A 17,227-nucleotide genomic window follows, 5' to 3' on the forward strand; every position below is an offset into this window, starting at 1 on the left:
GCACTCGACTACGACCCGTTCCGCCGTCACCGGCGGCCGCCGAAGGTCCAGGGGTGCACCTCGATCCGGTCGTAGACCCCGGTCGCGGCGAACCGGCCCCGGACCTCCTCCGGATCCGCGAACTCGCCGATCACCGCCGCACCCTCCCAGTCCTCGCCGTCCTCGGACAGCAGCCGGCCGAAAGCGATCAGCCGGTCGCGGTCCAGGGCCGGCTCGGCGCGCCCGGCGCCCGGCCAGTCCGTCAGCGGGCGGGCGTGCGCGAGGATCAGATAGCGCCCGGCCCGCTGGTCCCGCTCACCCGGGAAGTCCCACATGGTCCGCCCGAGCAGGTCGACGAAACGCCGGACGAGGACCTGGCGGTAGACGCCCGCCAGCTGGTTGGGCTCCTCGAACGCGAACACCCGCGCGGCCTCCGCGTCCGGCAGGTCGACGATGTGCACGCTGCCGGTCGCGCCCTCCAGATCGCCGGTGAGCGTCGGACCACGCGCGATCATCCCGGCGGCGAACCGGTCCATGAACGCCCAGTGCTCCTCGACGAGGCGCATCCGCAGCTCGCCGGCGCCGTCCCGGTCGCGGCCGTAGAAGAAGTAGTCCATCCGGCAAGGATCGCCCGGCCGTTCCGGACATCGAAGGCACGGCTCGATAACGACAGGTTCACCGTGTCGCGGGGGTGGGCACCAAGGTCGACATGACGGACACGCGGGTGCGGGCGTACCGCATCATCAGCAGCCTGGCCGTGGTGGCGGCGGCGACCGTGACGGTCGCGACGGTTCACGACACGCAGAGTGTCGCGGTGGCGAACGAGAGCTGCGCCGTCCGGGTGAACCTGGCGCTGCCCGGCGGATCGGGGGAGGTGACGCTGCGGGTGCTCAACGGCACCCGGAGCGCGGGGCTCGCCGAGCGGGTCAGCGACGAGTTCGAGAACCGCGGCTTCGCGATGAAGAAGCCGGCGAAGAGCAAGAGCAGGCTCGATCAGGTGGCGGTCGTCGAGTACGGACCGAAATCGGTCGGCGCGGCGCAGTGGATCCGAGCGTTCTTCCTCGGGCAGGCCGAACCCCGCTTCGTCCCGGAGCGGACCACCGACGTGATCGACGTGGTGCTCGGCGAGAAGTTCCGGGAGCTCGCCACGTCCACCGAGGTCAACCAGTCGCTGGCGCAGCTGGGCGAGCCGGAGCTGCCGCCGGGCACCTGCGCCTGAGCGGTCACGCCTCGGCCAGCAGGTCGTGCAGCTGGGCCACGCACTCGGCGACCGCCGGCAGGGCGGCGCTGTGGCCCAGCGACCGCGGCCGGGCGATGTCCACGTCGAGGACCTTGCGCACCCGGCCCGGCCGGGGGGTGAGCACCACGACGCGGTCGGCGAGCAGGACGGCCTCCTGGATGGAATGGGTGACGAAGACGGTGGTGGCCGGGCGGGCCAGGTGCAGGGCCTGCAGCTGGGCGGCCATGTCCTCGCGGGTGAGCGCGTCGAGGGCGGAGAACGGCTCGTCCATGAGCAGCACCCGGGGCTGCTGGATCAGCGCCCGGCACAGGGCGACGCGCTGCTGCATGCCGCCCGACAGCTCGTACGGATGGCGGTGTTGAAAGTCGGCCAGGCCGGCCGCCTCGAGCAGCTCGCGGGCGCGCTCGGCGCCGGCGGCGCGCGGCTGCCGGGCCATCTCGACCGGGAGCAGGACGTTGCCGAGGGCGGTCCGCCACGGCAGCAGCGCCGGCTGCTGCTGCATGAGCGCCACCTCGCGGCTCGGCGCGCGGACCGGGCGGCCGCCCACGGTGATCGTGCCCGAGGTCGGCGCGAGCAGGCCGGCGATCAGGCGCAGCAGGGTGGACTTGCCGCAGCCGGACCGGCCGATGACGGCGACGAACTCACCCTCGGCGACGGTCAGGTGGATCTCGTGCAGTGCCGCGACCGCGCCGGTCCGGGCCGGGAAGGTCCGCGACACCCGGTTCAGCTCGATCATCCGCTGATCGCCCGGGCCCACGGCACGAGCCAGCGCTCCAGGAGCACCACGAGGTAGAACAGCGTGGTGCTGAGCAGGGCGAGCAGCGCGATCGCGGCGAACGCGAGCGGGGTGTCGAACGACATGCCGGACAGCACGATCACCGCACCGAGCCCGCCGGTCGGGTTGTTGATCTCGGCGACCACGGCGCCGATCACGGCGAGCGAGATGGCGAGCTTGAGGCCGACGAACATCTGCGGCAGCGCCCACGGCAGGCGGATCTTGACGTACGCCTGCCAGACGTTCGCCGACAGCGACCGGCTCAGCTCGCTCAGCTCGGCCGGCGTCGACGTCAGCCCGGCCATCGTGGCGACCACGACCGGGAAGAAGCAGATCAGCACGACCAGCACGATCTTCGGCTGGGCGCCGAAGCCGAGCCAGACCACCAGCAGCGGCGCGACCGCCACCTTCGGCACCGAGTTCAACGCCACCAGCACCGGCAGCGTGGCGCGCTCGAGGGCCCGCCACGCGGTCAGCACCACGGCCAGGAGCAGGCCGGCCAGCACCGCGATGCCGAAGCCGGTCACCGTCACGGTCACCGTGGAGCCGGCCTCGCGCATCAGGTATCCCGGCTGCTTCCGGAACGCGGTGACGATGTCCGGCGGGGCGGGCAGGAAGAACGAGCGGATCCCGAACACCGCGGTCGCCGACCACCAGAGCGCCACCGCCGTCACGGCCCCCAGCAGCGGCAACGCGGACAGCCGGATCCGGTTCACCGGCGGAAACCCATGGTTGCGTACGTGAAATAGCCGCGGATCACCAGGCGCGGGTCCCCGGACAGCAGGCACAGGCGGTCCAGCTCCGCGTCGGTGAGCCCGGCCGCGCGCAGGGCGGCGCCCACCTGCGACACGTTCACCGCGATCAGCCGGGCGCCGGCGGTGCCACCGGCCCACGACCGCGACCGGATCTCGGTGCGCACGTCGCCGAGCCCGGCGCCGGCCATCGCGGCGTGCACCCGGCCGGCCCACGTCGGGTCGGCGCCGTTGGCCGGGAGCACCCGTTCGACGAGGATGCGGTGGTAGCGCTCGACGAGTTCGGCGGCGGCCGCGTCGGGGGCGGCGAGAACCACCCCGGGGTACGCCGACAGCCACTCCTCGAGGAACAGGACGCCACCGGGTGCGAGGGCGCCGGCGAGCCGTCCCAGGATCCGTTCCCGATCGGGGAGGTGGGCCAGCACCAGCCGGGCGTGGATCAGATCCCACGGCGGGTCCGGGACCGGCTCCGTGGTCAGATCGTGGCGGCTCACCCCGTACCCATGATCTTTCGGCATGTGACGGGGATTGAGGTCGGTGGCCAGCACATGCCCGCCCGGCCCGGCCAGAGCCGCGAGACGGCGCGCCACGCTGCCACCGCCGGCGCCCGCCTCCAGACAGCGGCGCCCGCGCAGATCCCCGGCGGTCGCGAGCTGGTCGAACGTGAACGGGTCGAGGATCTCGGCGAGCAGATCGTGACGCAGCGCCGCGGCCGGATCGTCGTTGTCGAACGAGTACGCCGCCCTCATCGCGCCGGCGCCAGGTCGAAGTCGACCACCGACTCCGGCGTGAGGCCCGGTGGGATCAGCCCGTTGCCCTGCAGGGTCGCGATGGCGTCGGCGACCCGGTTCTTCTCGATGAGGCCGGACGGATCCACCGCCGGCGCCATCAGTCTGATCTCACCGACCGCGGCCGTCACGTCGGCGGCCGGCTGCGCCTTCTTGAGGATCTGCGCGGCCTCGTCCGGATGCTCCATGGTGTACCGCAGGCCCTTCAGCGCCGCGTCCCGGAACCGGCGCACCAGGTCCGGGTCCTTCTCGATGACCGCGGAGGTGGTGATCAGGCCGTTGCCGTAGAGGCCGGACAGGAAGACGCTGTACGGCAGCACCACGGTCTTCTTGCCGCCGGCCGCCTTCTCGATGCCGCGCGCGCCGATCAGGAAGGTGCTGAGCGCGTCGACCCGGCCGCTCGCCAGCAGCGCCGGGAGCTGAGGCGGCGCGGCGTTGACCCACTCCACCCGGCCCTCGTCGACCCCGGCCAGCTTCGCGTACGCCGGGAACAGCAGCTGGTTCACCGAGCCGGTCGCGGCGCCCAGTTTGCGGCCCTCCAGGTCCTTCGGCTCGGTGACCCCGGACCCCTCCAGCGCGATGATCGAGACGAGGGTCTGCTGGTGCACCGCCGCGAACGCCCGGATGTCCGGGGCCTGACCCTTGCCGGTCAGGATCCACGTGCCGGTCAGGTCGGAGTTGGCGAACTGCGCCTGCCCGGCGCTGAGCACCTTGATGTTCTCGCCGGTGGCGGCGCCGAGCCGGATGGTGACGTCCAGCCCGGCGTCGCCGAAGTAGCCCTTCTCCTGCGCGACCCAGGCGAACGCGTCGCGGCCCACCGCGCCGAACGCGGTCAGGTAGGTGATGTCGTCGTTCTCGGTGCCCGGTGTGTCGCCGGAGTCCGCGCAGCCGGCGGCCAGCAAAACGACCGTTACCAGGGCAAGGGTGAAGATCCGCTTCATCGCCATGATCCCCCGCATCGTCGACAAATGCCTTCAAACGATACGCTTCGATGTCCGTGATCGGGAGATTGCGCGGGCGGGCCGGCTCGTCAGCGGCGCAGCAGGACCGGGCCGGCGCCGATGCGGATCCGGAACAGGGCGTACGGCCTGCGCCGCAGATCCTTGCCCTCCTGGTAGGTGGGCTGGCGGTGCAGCTGGTTCGCGGTGACGTACAGGTGACCGTCGGCGGCGACCGACATGGTGTCGGGCCACAGCAGCCGCGGATCGTGGACGAGGGTCTCGTACGCTCCGCCGGGGCGGCGCAGCAGGACCGCGTTCTGCTCGTAGGCGGTCAGGTAGAGGTTGCCGGCGTCGTCGGTCTCCAGCCCGTCGGAGCCGGTGCCCTTGTCGCCCTCGTCGGTCACGGTCCCGGCCACCGCCGCGTTGTCGAGCGACCGGTCGCACAGCGCGTCGACGGAGACGCTGAAGAGCCGGCGGGAGGCGAGCGGGCAGTAGTACAGGCGCTGCCCGTCGTGAGAGATCGCGATGCCGTCGGCGCCCATCGTCAGCGGCTGCGGTTCGCCGCCGGCCGGCCGCTGCATGAGGTAGCGACCCTCCACCACGGGACGGAAGGCGGTCAGGGGCTCGGCCTTGGTCGACGGGTGCTCGTGCAGCCGGCGCCAGGACTCGCCGGTCGCGAGGTCGACCACGATGATCGCGTTCGGCCCCTGATCCGACGAGTCGGTGATGAACGCCGTTCCCCCGGCGCCGCGGCGCAGGTCGAACCGGACGTCGTTGAGGTACGTCGTCGGCAGCGCCACGTCGGGCGGGAACACGATCGTCCGGACGACGGTGTCGGTCCGGAGATCGACGCAGACCATCTTGGGCCCGCCGGGCCGGGTGGGCCGGAACATCGGGGAGCCGGTGTCGAGAACCCAGAGCCGGTCGGCCGGGTCGACGACGACGCTCTGCACCGAGACGAAGGCGTGCTCGTCGTCGTCGCCGTCCGGGGTGTTCCACTTCTCGTCCGGGAACGGGACCGGGCGGCCGTCGCGCAGCTCGGTGACGGTGGCGGGCACGTCGTCACCCCACTTCGGGAAGTTGACGAAGACGCGTCCGCGGTGCGAGACGGTGACGCCGGTGGGCATCGGGCCGTCGAAGGTGGCGACCGTCTCGAGGGTGCCGCTCGGTTCGTCGCTGATGGTCATGGGGTCTCCGTCCGGTGAGCCGATCGTCGTCGATGACGCCTACCCCGAAGTGAGCGCTTCACACGGTGTCGGCGGCGGTGCTGGCCCGGATCTCCAGGTGGTGGGCGACGATGTGCCGCGCCGGCTCCCGGGGTGACCGATCGTCGAGGCAGTCCAGGGCCGCCCGCGCGATCCCCACCTTGTCCGGCGCGACGGTGGTCAGCGGCGGATTGGCGTAGCGACCGTCCTCCACGTCGTCGAAACCCGCGACGGCCAGGTCGGCGGGCACGCGCAAGCCGTGCTGCACGGCGACATGCATGGCGCCGAGAGCGAGCTGGTCGCTGAAACAGAACACCGCGTCGACCTCGGCCCCCGCGGCGATCAGCTCCCGCATCGCGGCCGCGCCGTCGGCCCGGTGCAGCCGGGCCACCGGGACCTCCCGCCCCGGCAGACCCGCCTCGGCCAGCGCCTCCCGGTAGCCCTCCAGCCGCCGATCCGCTGTCGCGTTGCTCAGATGCGGTTGCGGCCCGACGGCGGCGATGCGGGTGCGCCCGGTCTGGATCAGGTGGGTGGTGACCTCGCGGGCGGCGGCGACGTTGTCGATGGCGACGTGGTCGAGCAGGCCGCCGGCATCCTGTTCGCCGAGCAGCACGAGCGGCGCGGCGTCCGGGCCGCGGCGCAGGTCGGCGGGGGAGAGCGCCCACGGGCTCACGATCAGGCCGTCGACGGCCTGGCCGCCCGCGCCGCCGAGCAACTCGCGCTCGCGGTGGGCGTCGCCGCCGGTCTGCTGCACCAGCAGGGTCCAGCCGCGTTTCTCCGCCTCGTCGGCGAGGTGGCCGGCGAGCTCGCCGAAGTACGGCGAGGCGATCTCCGGAATGACCAGGGCGATCAGGCCGGACCGCCCGCCGCGCAGGTGACGGGCCGCGGCGTTGGGGCGGTAGCCGAGCTCGTCGAGCACCCGCTGCACCCGCTCCCGGGTCTGCGGCGCCACCAGCGGGAAGCCGGAGACGACGTTGGACACGGTGCGCACGGACACGCCGGCGCGCGCGGCGACGTCACGAAGGGTTGCGGCCACAGGGGCATCCTACCGCCACTTGCAACGTTGCATGCCACGTTGCAACATGGGAGGCATGACGACTTCTCTCGATGCACGCGAAGCCATCTACACCGACGGCATCACCGCCCTGCGCGGCGCGTTCAGCGTCGACTGGGCCGACCGGATGCGGGCCGACATCGAGGCCGCCTTCGCCGAGGCCAGGTCGCGGCCGGGCGGCGCGGTCGGGCGCGGGCCGAACCGCTGGTACGTCGAGATCCACCCGGAGCAGATGAGCGGCTTCGTCGACCTGGTCACCCACCCGTGGGTCATGGCGGTCTGCACCGCCGTGCTGGGCGACGACTACCGGATCGTCGAGCTCGGCTTCGACATCCCGTTCGCCGGCGCCGTCAACCAGCCGTGGCACCGCGACTTCCCGATGCCCGAGGTGACCCGCACCGAGCGCCGCCTCGACTCGCTCGCCTTCAACCTGACCGGCGTCGACACCACCGACGAGATGGGACCGTTCGAGATCGCCCCGGGCACCCAGTTCGACGACGAGCCCGACTTCGAGCACGGCATGTTCCCGCCGAAGTCGCGCTACGGCCGCTACCAGGAGCTGGCCACCCGCAAGTACCCCCAGCGCGGCGACATCTCGGCCCGGTCCGCGCTGACCATCCACCGCGGCACCGCGAACCGCTCCGCGCTCTCCCGCCCGGTCCTCGTCCTCGGCGTCGACGCCGCCGGCGGCACCAACAGCGACAAGCACGACATGGCGGTCACCGACCGGTTCTGGGCCACCCTGCCGGCCGAGGTCCGCGACCACCTGAAGTGCCCGATCGTCGACCGCCTCACCCCGATCACCCAGAAGCACACCATCGAGGGCCTGGTCATGGGAGACGCCTGACGGACCTCAGCGGGGCATCGTCGTCACCAGCAGCTCCCACCGGTTCACCTCGGTGATGAGCACCCGCTGCCGGTAGGCGCCCGCACGGCCGAGCGGATGCCGCACCACGAACTCGTCGCCGTCGTAGATGACCACGAACCCGGTGGACGGGTCGCCGATCACCACGGTCCGGTCCCGGTCCGGCGCGGGCCTGTTCCGGTGCTTCTTCGGCCGGTCGCGGTCACGGTCGCGGTCGGCGTCGTGGGGCTTGCCGCCCGGCTTGGGACGGTCGGCGTGCGGACGGTCGGCGTGCGGGCGGTCGGCATGCGGGCGGTGGTTCGGCGCACCGGAAGTGGTCGCGCCCGGGGTCGGCCGATCGCTGCTGGTGGTGCTCGTGATGGCGGCGGGCCTGCTGGCCGTGTGTGAGGGCGGGGCGCTCGGCGTGCTTGATGCCGGTTTGCTCGCGGAAGGTGAGGGTTGGGCGCTCGGCGTGCTTGATGCCGGCTTGCTCGCGGCGGGCGACGGCTGCGCGCTCGGTGTGCTTGATGCCGGTCGGCTCGCGGCAGGTGACGGCTGGGCGCTCGGAGCGCTTGATGCCGGGGAGGGCTTGGCGCTCGGTGTGCTCGATGCCGGCCTGCTCGAGGCGGGTGAGGGTTGAGCGCTGGTTGCGCCCGGCCTGCTCACGGTCGGGGACGGCCGGGTGCTCGGCGCGGCCGGACCGCCCGCGGTGGGGACCGGGCGGCCCTGGGCGTCGAGGATGCGGAGCACGGAGGCGTCCGGTTCGGAGCCCGCGCCCTGGCCGGCCGGGGGATCGGGCGTATCGGCCAGGGCGAGCGCTGAGGGCACCAGTGCCGTGACGACAGCGACACCGGCGGCGACGGTCATGCGCATCCCGGGAACCTCCTCGAGCCAGGAACCTGACTCCCCGAGATTAGCGCGAAACGGTACAAAACGGTCATCAGGCCACGATCAACACTTCTTCCAGGCGACGTGGTAGACGGTGTCCAGGTTGCCGTCGGTGGAGTCCATGGTGAGCAGGCTCGTGGTCTTCCTCCGGTCGGACCAGCCGCCGTTGACCCGCAGCTCGGTGTTGACGTTCAGGAACCGCTGCTCGCCGCAGGGCAGGAACGACAGCGAGCTGATGCCGATCGTGTCGGAACGCTGCCAGTCGCCGTCGGCCGGGCCGGTGAAGTCGTGCCGGGTCCGGTGGGTCTGGAACTCGCCCTGGAAGTAGTAGGTGGACGACTGGGTCGCCGACGCGCCACGTTCCAGGTGCGCGAACCCCCGGTAGTCGGTCCGGGCGATCGCGAAGGTGTAGCCCTGCGGGACGTCGACGTTCAGGGCGAGCTGACAGTTCTTCCGGAAGTCGAGCGGTTTCGCGCCGGCGCCGACCTGGGCGGTGAACGCGCTGTAGGTGACGGTGAAAGCCTTGTTGTCCGGCGACACGGTGGCGTCGGCCGTACCGATCGGGCAGCCCGATCCGTTCGCGGAGACCACGTCGATGAGCATCTTGCCGAGCGGCCACGGCGGGCTGGGGGCGGCGGCGGCCGGGGCGACGGTCGCGGCGAGCGAGGCGAGCACGGTGGCGGCGGTGGAGAGAGTCCTGAGCATGGCGACCTCTTCGATAGTCGTTGGTGAGAGCCACCGCAAACGTACGATTTGACCGGTTTGTCCACAACGATGGCGGAGCCGAGTTGATCTCGTGCGGGTGAGCCGCGGCCCCTTTCCGGCCGAGCGGTCGATCAAGCGATCGGCCGCTCGGCCCACCGGTGGCCCGGGAAGGCGGACCCGGCAGCACTACCGGGCGACCCCGACGGTGTCCGGCACCGGGGAGGCCGCCCGCGCCGAGAACGCCACGAAGGCCAGGGCCAGACCGATCGCGGCGAGCGCGAAGCCGATCCACGCGGCGCCGAGATACCCCCAGTTCAGGCTGATCGCCGCGCCGCCGAGGGCCGCCCCGGCGCTGTTCGCGATGTTGCCGGCCGACTGGTTGACGGCCGCGCCCATGAGCTGCGCGCCCGGCGTCACCGAGATGAGCCAGGTCTGGATGGCCGGGCCGATGAAGCAGGACGCCCCGCCGACCAGGAACGCCGCGGCGAACAGCCCGGCCGGGTGCCGTGCGGACACGGCGAACAGCGCGATCGACGCGACGATGCCGGCGAAGCCGAGCAGCACGCTGCGCCGCAGGTCGCGGTCGGCGGCGAACCCGCCGGTCAGGATGCCGGCGGTCATGCCGCAGCCCATCACCGCCATCACCCAGGGCACGGTCGCGGGGGAGAGGCCGGCCACGTGGGTGGTCACCGGCGACACGTAGCTGATCACCGCGAAGAACCCGCTCGAGCCGACCGCGACCACGAGGGTGACCAGCCAGACGTGCGGGGACCGGAAGCTGCGCAGCTCGGCCCGCGGCGATCCGCCGGGTGCGGCGGCGACCGGCGGCACGGTCGCGAGCACGGCCAGCAGCGTGAGCACGAAGACGCCGGCGACGGCGAGATAGGCGATCCGCCACCCCTGCGCCTGCCCGAGCCCGGTGATCAGCGGGACGCCGAACACGTTCGCGCAGGTCAGCCCGCTCAGCACGATCGCGAAGCCCTTGCCGTGGTTGCCGGGCCCGAGGATGGTGGCGGCGACGATGCCGGCCGCGCCGAAGTAGGCGCCGTGCGCGAGCCCGGAGACGAACCGGCCGGCCATCACCAGGTCGAAGCCGGGCGCCACGGCGGAGGCCAGCGTCCCGGCGACGAAGAGGCTCAGCAGTCCGACGAGCAGCCGGCGGCGCGGGACCCTCGCGGTCAGCGCCGCGATGGTCGGTGCGCCGACGACGACCCCCATCGCGTACGTCGTGATCATCCAACCGGCCCGGGCGACGGCCTCCGGATCCGAGGACGACAGCAGGTCCCGGGCGATCTCCGGGAGCAGGCCCATGGCGACGAACTCGGTCAGGCCGAGCCCGAAGCCGCCGAGGGCGAGCGCGGCGAGGGCGGCCCAGCGGCGGCCGGCGGACAAGGTTTCCACGAGCGCCGACTCTAGAACGTTCTAGCGCTTCACCGCTTAGAACGTTTTAGTAATCACACCTGATCGGTTTCCGGAGAGCCGCCACACGCCGTCACGGCCGTCGCCCCTTCTTCGCGGCCGGCAGCGTGACCGCGTAGTCGCGTCCTCCGTTCAACTCGGGTCGTCCGAGGTCTTCTCGCCCACGATGAACTCGCACCACGGCGACCACCCGGCCGCCGGGACGTAGGGCGGCGTGCCCCGCACCCGCCACCGGTACGTCTCGCCCTGCCGGAGACGGGTGCCGATCATCGCGAAGTCCAGCGTCGACGCCTCACCGGCCGACCGCACCGTGGTCCCCTGCTGATCGAGGTTGTGCGCCGGGTCGGTGTCGCTGCGCAGCTGGAACGTCGGCTCCAGCTCGGTCAGCCCGGGCCCGGCTGAGAACCGCGCCGACAGCGCGGGGAACACGGTGTCCAGCACCGGCCGCCGATCCTCCCCGTTCACGCACGCCATGCCCTCGGTGCTCAGCACGGTCGGCAGCGCCGCACCCGCATAGCGCGGATCGGCCGGGTCGGCGGCGCCCTCACGGTCCAGGCCGGCCGTGCTCTCCCACGGATAGCCGCAGGTCACCCGCTCGGTGCGGGGATAGGGCTGGGTGGCGATCGCGACCTGACACTCGGCGAGCGACATGAGCGGCGCCGCCGCCTGCCCAGAAGCCTGCCCGGAAGCCTGCCCAGACGCCTGCGCCGCCGGGCCCTCGTCACCCGCGGCTCTCGCCACCGCCGCCACCAGGAAGACGACACCGGCCGCACCGACCGTGACCCACCGACGTGACATCCGATTCCCCCTGTTCGCGACGGAGGATCGGCAGCCCGGCATGCGGGTTGAGAGGATCAGGCGGCGGCGATCAGCCGCGCGAAGAACTCGCGCTGGGCGTCGTTGAAGACCATTTTCTGGTACGCGGTGAGCAGCGCCCCGGTCCTCCCGTCCACGTTCTCGAACCCGTCGAAGCTGAGGTGACCGAGCGCCCGGTGGTAGTCGGCGACCAGACGGTCGATCTCGGCGTCCGGGGTGTCCGGGGTGAGCGCCGCGAACCGGGCGGTCAGCTCGTTGCTCGCCGCGAGCGTCTCCGGCTCGGACACCTGTGACATCAGTCCGGTGAGCGCGGCCCGGCCCGCCTCGTCGAGACGATGGTGCAGCAGCACCATGATGTCGCGGTCGTGCTCGAGCATCAGCGGCCCGCCGCCGGCGCCGGCCCCGAGCAGATCGGCCAGCTCCGGCGGGGTGTCCGGGCCGGCGCCGGCCGCGCGCAGCCGGGCGATCACCGCTCGGCGGGCGGTGAGCCGTTCGATCTGCCCGGCCAGTTCCCGGTCCAGCTCGTCCAGCACCGCGTCGGCCGGCCCGTCCGACGCCAGCATCGGCGGAATACCGTCGAGCGGGACGCCGAGCTCGGCCAGCCGCCGGATGCGCAGCAGCAGCACCAGGTCGCGCACCGTGTACTCGCGATACCCGTTGCTCCGCCGCGCCGGTTCCGGCAGCACCCCGACCTGGTGATAGTGCCGCAGGGTACGCACGCTGACCCCGGCCATCCGAGCGATCTCGCCGCTGTTCAATCCGCCCCCTCCGCCCGCTCAGCCTACGAGTTCCGCCGCGGAGGCCGGTCTCGGTTCCAGGTCGCGCAGCGCCCGCGCGCCGATCGCGACGAGCGCAGCGACGAGCCAGACGGCGGCGAGGACGACCGCGCCGGCCCGGGCGCCGGACCCGTCGACGAGCAGGGCGGCGCCACCCATGCCGATCGCCGGGGCGAGGGTGAGGATCGAGTTCTGCAGGCTCATCACCCGCCCGCGCATCGCGTCCGGGATCCGCTCGACCATGAGGACGCCCATCAGGCTGCCGAACAGCCCGTTGCCGAGACCGACCAGCGCCGCGGCGCCGAGTACCAGCCACGGGCCGGCGAGCGTGGCCATCAGGGCGAAACCCACGACCGTGATCACCAGCCCGGTTCGGAACCAGGTCCGCCGCCGGCCCCGATGCCCCGCCCCCGCGTAGATCCCGCCGCCGGCCAGCAGCCCGGCCGCGAGCGCGCTGAGCACCAGTCCGAGCAGCTCGGGGCGGTGCTGCAACGTGAAGTAGATCGGCAGCACCAACGCCTGGAATCCGGCCAGCACCACGACCAGCCCGGCGCTGAGCAGTGTGGTGACCATCAGGAACGGCGAGCGGATCAGCGTGTGCCAGCCGTCGCGGAGCACCACCCGCCGTGGGCCCGCTCCCGTCGCCGCGATCGCGCCCGCCTCGCGCGGAATGAGCAGGGTGACCGCCGCGGCGGCCGCCGAGGTCGCGGCCGTGAGCCACAGGACGGTGACCCCGTCGAACGCCGTGAGCAGTGCGGCGCCGGCGGCCGGCCCGATCAGCATGACCATCGCACCGGACGCCTCGCGCAGGCCCAGCAGCCGTTCGGCGCTCATCCGGCCGGCCCGGACGATTCCCGGGATCATCGCCTCGCGCGCGGTGAGCCCCGGCACGTCGCCGAACGAGCCGACCACCGCGAACAGCACGAGCCAGCCCAGCGCGAGCCCGGCGGTCGCGTCCAGCAGGGGGAGGGCGGCGATCGACAGCGCCGAGATCACGTCGGTGATCACCGAAGCGGTCCGCCGGTTGATGCGGTCGATCACCACGCCCATGACCAGGCCCGCCACGGCCGCGGGCAGTGCCGAGGCGACGGCGACGGCACCGGTGGCGAGCACGCTGCCGGTGATCTGGAGGACGAGCAGGGGCAGGACCACTCCGGCCACGGAGTTGCCGAGCAGGGACAGGACGTAGGAGGCCAGGTACGCCGACGAGACGCGGTTCATGCGGCCATCGCAAACCATGACGTCACGGCGGGGTCAACGGCCGGCCGGAAACATTCACGAATCTCGCTGTTGACAAAAGTTAACAAACCGAACAATGCTGAGAGCGCTCTCACAATCCCCGGAGAGGACGTCATCTTGCGTACCCGAATGAGATGGCTGACCGCCCTCGCCGCCCTCGTGGCGGCGGCGCCGGTCATTGCCGTGACGACACCCGCGGCGGCGGCATCGCCCGCCGTCCTTCCCCTGACCGTCACCAACAACACCGGCCGCGGCGACGCCGTGTTCCTCTACGTCATCGGCACCATGAACGGGCGGTGGGGCTACGTCAACACCGGCGGCGCGTTCACCCCGTGGCCGGCCGGCGGCAACCCGCCGGTGCCCGCCCCGGACGTGGCGATGGCCGGGCCCGGCAACGGCGGCACCACGACGCTCCGCATCCCCAAGGGCCTGTCCGGCCGCGTCTACATGGCGATGGGCGACAAGATCAAGTTCTTCATCACCCCGGACGGCTTCGTCCAGCCCGCGCCGTGGGCTGCCGGTGACCCGAACTACAACACCCTCTTCGACACCAGCGAGTTCACCTTCAACGACGCCGGCCTGTGGCTGAACAGCTCGCAGGTCGACTTCTTCGGCATCCCGCACGCCGTCACCGTGACGAACGGCGCCGGGCAGACCAAACGCACCGGCGACGTCGTCAGCGACGGCCGCAACAAGGTCATCAACGCCATCAAGGCGCAGGCGGGCTGGCAGAACTCGGTCATCACCCGCTCCGACGGCACGGTCCTGCGGGTGCTCGCCCCGGGCAAGGCCACCGATGCCGGCAAGTTCCCGGCGAACTACCTCGACGCCTACATCAACTCGGCGTGGAGCGCGTACACGAGCAGGACGCTGACCGTCGTGCCGCGCCAGAACGAGCCGAACCGGAAGTTCTTCGGCCGGACCGTCGGCAACACGATGCGCTTCACCGACAGCACCGGCGCCGAGGTCGCGACCGTCGACAAGCCCAGCACCGCGAACGTCTGGGGCTGCGACGGCGTCTTCAACGCCCCCAACGTGGCGCCGTTCATCCAGAGCGAAGTGCGCAGGACCATCTGTACGGCCCTGGTCCGCGGCACCCTCGGCACGTCCACCCAGGAGCCGGTTTACGACGCGAACCAGTTCTACAAGAACAGCGCGCCGAACCACTACTCCCGGATCATCCACGCCAACATGGTCGACGGTAAGGCCTACGGCTTCGCCTACGACGACGTCGGCGGCTTCGAGTCGCTGGTCCACGACGGTGACCCGCAGCAGGCCGGGATCGTGATGAGCCCGTTCGGCGCGGGCGGGACCACCACCCCGCCGCCGGCCACCGGCAACCGGATCCTCAGCAACTGGAACAACAAGTGCATCGACGTCAACAACTCCAACTTCGCCGACGGGGTGCAGCTGCAGGTCTGGACCTGCAACAACACCGCGGCGCAGGCGTGGACGTTCAGCGGCGGCACGATCAGCACGCAGAACAACAAGTGCATGGACGTGGCCTGGGGCTCCCGCGACAACGGCGCGGCCATCCAGATCGCCACGTGCAGCGGCAACGCGGCCCAGCAGTTCGTGCTCAGCGCGGCCGGCGACCTGGTCAACCCGCAGGCGAACAAGTGCGTCGACATCGCGGCCTGGAACGCGAACGACGGCGCCAAGCTGCACCTCTGGGACTGCGTCGGCGGCGCCAACCAGAAGTGGCGCAGGGGCTGACGCTCCGGGGCCGAATCTCCGGGGGCGGGCTCACACGAGCCCGCCCCTAGGGGTCGCCACCGATTGACCGGCGTCACTGGCGGTGGCAGCGTCGGCGGGGTCATTTCCGTACGGGGGGAGACTCGTCATGCCTGACCGCAGGACTGTTCTGGCCGGCTCCGCGGCGGCGCTGGTCGCCGTGAGCACGGGAACCGCGTCGCGCGCCGAAGCGTCGGCGACCCGCCCGGACCGGGCCGCTCTGCAGGAAGCCCTGGACCGGATCGTCGCGACCGGCGGCACCGCGGCGCTGGCCCGCGTGGACGGCCCGTCCGGCAGCTGGCGCGGTTCCAGCGGGGTGGCCCGGCTCGGGCACCCGGCCCGGCCGGTCCCGGGCGGACGGTTCCGGGTCGGCAGCATCACCAAGACCTTCGTCGCCACCGTGATCCTCCAGCTGGCCGGGGAGGGACGGCTGCGCCTCGACGACACGCTGCAACAATGGCTGCCGGGCGCGGTCCCGGGCGGCGCCGGGATCACGATCCGCCATCTGCTGCAGCACACCAGCGGGCTGTTCGACTACACCGAGGCGCTGTTCACATCCGTCGAGGACGTGCTGGCCGCCCGCTACCGCACCTTCCGGCCGGAGGAGCTGGTCGCCCTGGCCGCCGCCCGCCCGCCGCTGTTCGCGCCGGGGACGAGCTGGTCGTATTCGAACACGAACTACATCCTGCTCGGCATGATCGTGCGGAGGGCGACGGGTCGTCCGTACGCGAAAGAGGTTGATCGTCGCATCCTGGCGCCGCTGCGCCTGCACGGCACCGAGGTGCCCGGCACGGACATCACGATCGACGGGCCACATGCTCATGGGTACGAGGGGATCGAGCGTGACGGCGCGATCGTGCCGCTGGACTTCACCGATCTCAACCCGTCGATGGCCGGCTCGGCCGGCGAGATCGTCTCCACCACGGCGGACCTCAACCGGTTCTACCGTTCGCTCCTCGGCGGCCGGCTGCTGCGCCGCCCGCAACTGGCCGCGATGCTGGCGAACCCGGCCGGCGAGCTGGGTTACGGCCTCGGCATCTACCAGCAGCCGCTGCCCGGCGGCCCGACGCTGTGGGGGCACAGCGGCGGCATCTTCGGATACGTCACCTACTCCTTCTCCACGCCGGACGCCGCCACCCAGCTCAGCGTGTCGATCAACCCGTATTTCGGCGACTTCGGCGAGGCGCTGCTCGACCTCATGCTGATCGCGTTCGGCGTGACCGCGCCGGCCGCGCGGGCCAGGTCCACCGCCGGCCTGTTCCCGGCGGTGGGCATGCGCCTCTAGGCTTCCCGGCCGCGCCGGCCGCCTCCTGATCGAGCCGGCTCAGCCGTTGAAATCGGTCATCAGCCAGATCCGGTCGAAGGCGCGCTCGGCGAGATCCGCATGCTTGATCATGAAATTGACCACGATCAGCGTCTCGCCGAACGCGTCACCCACCCGGCCCTCGTCCAGCCAGACGGTGGCCAGCACGACGTGGTCGTTCGCGTCGAGGATGGGGTTGTCGGCGCCGCCCGTGCTGGCGGCGCCGTAGCCGCCGAGGGAGAACTCGTAGTCGTTGTCGTCGAGGTCCCACATCACCTCGCCGATCGCCTCCTCCACCTCGTCGTCGAGGCGGAGGTCGAACGGCACCTCGTGCTCGTTCTCCGGCAGGCTCCAGCCGGCCCGGGCGTGCAGCGGGATCGGGTCGAGGACCGGCACCCCCGGGCCCGGGCGCTCGGTCACCGCGGCGCCGGCCGGCACGTGGACGACCCGGCAGGCGCTGGGCGCGAAGTCGGGCTCGACGAAGAACAGCAGCGACCCGTCGGCCGGCAGGTCGAGGTCGTGCCCGTGCGAGGGGACCGCGGCCAGGTCGAGCGTCAGCACGAGACACTGCCCGGCCGGCCACTGCTCGCCGTCGGGCAGCGCCGCGAGACCGCCGAACCGGCCGGCCGCGGGCAGGCCGTCACCTTTCGGAACCAGCTCGGTCTGTGGCCGGGCCAGCCGCACCCAGCGCTCGATCTGGTCCACCGGCACGCCCTCTTCCCGGGCGGCGCGCCGGAACTCCTGTCGTACATCCATGGCCGGCATTGTG

General features: G+C 72.0%; 19 protein-coding genes. 5 read left to right on the forward strand and 14 right to left on the reverse strand.

Annotated elements, in window-relative coordinates:
* Positions 1 to 26 precede the first annotated feature (26 nt).
* A complete protein-coding gene (locus AB0G10_RS17485) occupies positions 27 to 596 on the reverse strand; it encodes a YciI family protein (RefSeq protein WP_360922013.1) in 570 nt (189 codons plus the stop codon).
* Between the two features lie 92 nt (positions 597 to 688).
* Here AB0G10_RS17485 and AB0G10_RS17490 point away from each other — a divergent pair, with 92 nt between their 5' ends.
* Positions 689 to 1,198, forward strand: a complete 510-nt coding sequence (locus tag AB0G10_RS17490; protein ID WP_360922016.1) for a LytR C-terminal domain-containing protein — start codon at positions 689 to 691, stop codon at positions 1,196 to 1,198.
* Positions 1,199 to 1,202: 4 nt separating this feature from the next.
* Here AB0G10_RS17490 and AB0G10_RS17495 read toward each other — a convergent pair whose 3' ends face one another.
* The 6 genes from AB0G10_RS17495 to AB0G10_RS17520 all read right to left on the reverse strand — a co-directional run bounded on the left by AB0G10_RS17495 (position 1,203) and on the right by AB0G10_RS17520 (position 6,716).
* The gene (locus AB0G10_RS17495; protein WP_360922020.1) at positions 1,203 to 1,955 is read right to left on the reverse strand and encodes an ABC transporter ATP-binding protein; all 753 of its coding nucleotides are present in this window, start codon (positions 1,953 to 1,955) and stop codon (positions 1,203 to 1,205) included.
* The gene (locus AB0G10_RS17500) at positions 1,952 to 2,710 is read right to left on the reverse strand and encodes an ABC transporter permease (RefSeq protein ID WP_360922022.1); all 759 of its coding nucleotides are present in this window, start codon (positions 2,708 to 2,710) and stop codon (positions 1,952 to 1,954) included. Before AB0G10_RS17500 ends, AB0G10_RS17495 begins: the two co-directional genes overlap by 4 nt.
* Positions 2,707 to 3,495, reverse strand: coding sequence for a methyltransferase domain-containing protein (locus AB0G10_RS17505; protein WP_360922025.1), 789 nt, complete (start codon positions 3,493 to 3,495; stop codon positions 2,707 to 2,709). Before AB0G10_RS17505 ends, AB0G10_RS17500 begins: the two co-directional genes overlap by 4 nt.
* Entirely contained in the window at positions 3,492 to 4,493 is a 1,002-nt protein-coding gene (locus tag AB0G10_RS17510; protein ID WP_360923055.1) for an ABC transporter substrate-binding protein, read from the reverse strand. The genes AB0G10_RS17505 and AB0G10_RS17510 overlap by 4 nt, the downstream gene beginning before the upstream one ends.
* Positions 4,494 to 4,564: 71 nt before the next feature.
* Positions 4,565 to 5,662: an L-dopachrome tautomerase-related protein gene (locus tag AB0G10_RS17515; RefSeq protein WP_360922028.1), complete on the reverse strand. Its 1,098-nt coding sequence runs from the start codon at positions 5,660 to 5,662 to the stop codon at positions 4,565 to 4,567.
* Positions 5,663 to 5,720: 58 nt separating this feature from the next.
* Complete coding sequence (locus AB0G10_RS17520) at positions 5,721 to 6,716, reverse strand: LacI family DNA-binding transcriptional regulator (protein WP_360922031.1); 996 nt, start codon at positions 6,714 to 6,716, stop codon at positions 5,721 to 5,723.
* Between the two features lie 55 nt (positions 6,717 to 6,771).
* Here AB0G10_RS17520 and AB0G10_RS17525 point away from each other — a divergent pair, with 55 nt between their 5' ends.
* Positions 6,772 to 7,581: a phytanoyl-CoA dioxygenase family protein gene (locus tag AB0G10_RS17525; RefSeq protein ID WP_360922034.1), complete on the forward strand. Its 810-nt coding sequence runs from the start codon at positions 6,772 to 6,774 to the stop codon at positions 7,579 to 7,581.
* Positions 7,582 to 7,587: 6 nt separating this feature from the next.
* Here the strand turns inward: AB0G10_RS17525 and AB0G10_RS17530 are convergent, their stop codons facing one another.
* Positions 7,588 to 7,746: a hypothetical protein gene (locus tag AB0G10_RS17530; RefSeq protein WP_360922036.1), complete on the reverse strand. Its 159-nt coding sequence runs from the start codon at positions 7,744 to 7,746 to the stop codon at positions 7,588 to 7,590.
* A gap of 199 nt (positions 7,747 to 7,945) precedes the next feature.
* On the opposite strand from AB0G10_RS17530, the gene AB0G10_RS17535 reads away from it, so the two are divergent.
* A complete protein-coding gene (locus AB0G10_RS17535; RefSeq protein ID WP_360922039.1) occupies positions 7,946 to 8,218 on the forward strand; it encodes a hypothetical protein in 273 nt (90 codons plus the stop codon).
* Positions 8,219 to 8,529: 311 nt separating this feature from the next.
* Here the strand turns inward: AB0G10_RS17535 and AB0G10_RS17540 are convergent, their stop codons facing one another.
* The 5 genes from AB0G10_RS17540 to AB0G10_RS17560 form a co-directional block, all read right to left on the reverse strand.
* Positions 8,530 to 9,171: a DUF4360 domain-containing protein gene (locus tag AB0G10_RS17540; RefSeq protein ID WP_360922042.1), complete on the reverse strand. Its 642-nt coding sequence runs from the start codon at positions 9,169 to 9,171 to the stop codon at positions 8,530 to 8,532.
* A gap of 186 nt (positions 9,172 to 9,357) precedes the next feature.
* On the reverse strand, positions 9,358 to 10,572 hold the full coding sequence (locus tag AB0G10_RS17545; protein ID WP_360922045.1) for an MFS transporter: 1,215 nt from the start codon (positions 10,570 to 10,572) through the stop codon (positions 9,358 to 9,360).
* A 150-nt stretch (positions 10,573 to 10,722) separates the two neighbouring features.
* The gene (locus AB0G10_RS17550; RefSeq protein WP_360922047.1) at positions 10,723 to 11,388 is read right to left on the reverse strand and encodes a hypothetical protein; all 666 of its coding nucleotides are present in this window, start codon (positions 11,386 to 11,388) and stop codon (positions 10,723 to 10,725) included.
* Between the two features lie 56 nt (positions 11,389 to 11,444).
* Positions 11,445 to 12,164 (reverse strand): MerR family transcriptional regulator, encoded by a 720-nt coding sequence (locus AB0G10_RS17555; protein WP_360922050.1) that lies wholly within the window; start codon positions 12,162 to 12,164, stop codon positions 11,445 to 11,447.
* A gap of 18 nt (positions 12,165 to 12,182) precedes the next feature.
* On the reverse strand, positions 12,183 to 13,403 hold the full coding sequence (locus AB0G10_RS17560; protein WP_360922052.1) for an MFS transporter: 1,221 nt from the start codon (positions 13,401 to 13,403) through the stop codon (positions 12,183 to 12,185).
* 147 nt (positions 13,404 to 13,550) lie between these two features.
* On the opposite strand from AB0G10_RS17560, the gene AB0G10_RS17565 reads away from it, so the two are divergent.
* Both AB0G10_RS17565 and AB0G10_RS17570 read left to right on the forward strand, forming a co-directional pair.
* Positions 13,551 to 15,137 carry a beta-1,3-glucanase family protein gene (locus tag AB0G10_RS17565; protein ID WP_360922055.1) on the forward strand — a complete coding sequence of 529 codons (1,587 nt, stop codon included), beginning with the start codon at positions 13,551 to 13,553 and terminating at the stop codon, positions 15,135 to 15,137.
* Between the two features lie 127 nt (positions 15,138 to 15,264).
* Positions 15,265 to 16,440: a serine hydrolase domain-containing protein gene (locus tag AB0G10_RS17570; protein ID WP_360922058.1), complete on the forward strand. Its 1,176-nt coding sequence runs from the start codon at positions 15,265 to 15,267 to the stop codon at positions 16,438 to 16,440.
* 39 nt (positions 16,441 to 16,479) lie between these two features.
* Here the strand turns inward: AB0G10_RS17570 and AB0G10_RS17575 are convergent, their stop codons facing one another.
* Positions 16,480 to 17,214 (reverse strand): DUF1963 domain-containing protein, encoded by a 735-nt coding sequence (locus AB0G10_RS17575; RefSeq protein WP_360922061.1) that lies wholly within the window; start codon positions 17,212 to 17,214, stop codon positions 16,480 to 16,482.
* Positions 17,215 to 17,227: the final 13 nt, after the last annotated feature.

The sequence above is a fragment of the Actinoplanes sp. NPDC023714 genome (assembly GCF_040639855.1).
Taxonomy (GTDB): Bacteria; Actinomycetota; Actinomycetes; order Mycobacteriales; family Micromonosporaceae; genus Actinoplanes.

Excerpts from the sequence above, each read along its gene's own strand:
- AB0G10_RS17485 (WP_360922013.1), bottom strand. The coding sequence starts at position 596 with ATGGACTACTTCTTCTACGGCCGCGACCGGGACGGCGCCGGCGAGCTG.
- AB0G10_RS17490 (WP_360922016.1), top strand. The coding sequence starts at position 689 with ATGACGGACACGCGGGTGCGGGCGTACCGCATCATCAGCAGCCTGGCC.
- AB0G10_RS17495 (WP_360922020.1), bottom strand. The coding sequence starts at position 1,955 with ATGATCGAGCTGAACCGGGTGTCGCGGACCTTCCCGGCCCGGACCGGC.
- AB0G10_RS17505 (WP_360922025.1), bottom strand. The coding sequence starts at position 3,495 with ATGAGGGCGGCGTACTCGTTCGACAACGACGATCCGGCCGCGGCGCTG.
- AB0G10_RS17510 (WP_360923055.1), bottom strand. The coding sequence starts at position 4,493 with ATGCGGGGGATCATGGCGATGAAGCGGATCTTCACCCTTGCCCTGGTA.
- AB0G10_RS17515 (WP_360922028.1), bottom strand. The coding sequence starts at position 5,662 with ATGACCATCAGCGACGAACCGAGCGGCACCCTCGAGACGGTCGCCACC.
- AB0G10_RS17525 (WP_360922034.1), top strand. The coding sequence starts at position 6,772 with ATGACGACTTCTCTCGATGCACGCGAAGCCATCTACACCGACGGCATC.
- AB0G10_RS17540 (WP_360922042.1), bottom strand. The coding sequence starts at position 9,171 with ATGCTCAGGACTCTCTCCACCGCCGCCACCGTGCTCGCCTCGCTCGCC.
- AB0G10_RS17550 (WP_360922047.1), bottom strand. The coding sequence starts at position 11,388 with ATGTCACGTCGGTGGGTCACGGTCGGTGCGGCCGGTGTCGTCTTCCTG.
- AB0G10_RS17560 (WP_360922052.1), bottom strand. The coding sequence starts at position 13,403 with ATGAACCGCGTCTCGTCGGCGTACCTGGCCTCCTACGTCCTGTCCCTG.
- AB0G10_RS17565 (WP_360922055.1), top strand. The coding sequence starts at position 13,551 with ATGAGATGGCTGACCGCCCTCGCCGCCCTCGTGGCGGCGGCGCCGGTC.
- AB0G10_RS17570 (WP_360922058.1), top strand. The coding sequence starts at position 15,265 with ATGCCTGACCGCAGGACTGTTCTGGCCGGCTCCGCGGCGGCGCTGGTC.
- AB0G10_RS17575 (WP_360922061.1), bottom strand. The coding sequence starts at position 17,214 with ATGGATGTACGACAGGAGTTCCGGCGCGCCGCCCGGGAAGAGGGCGTG.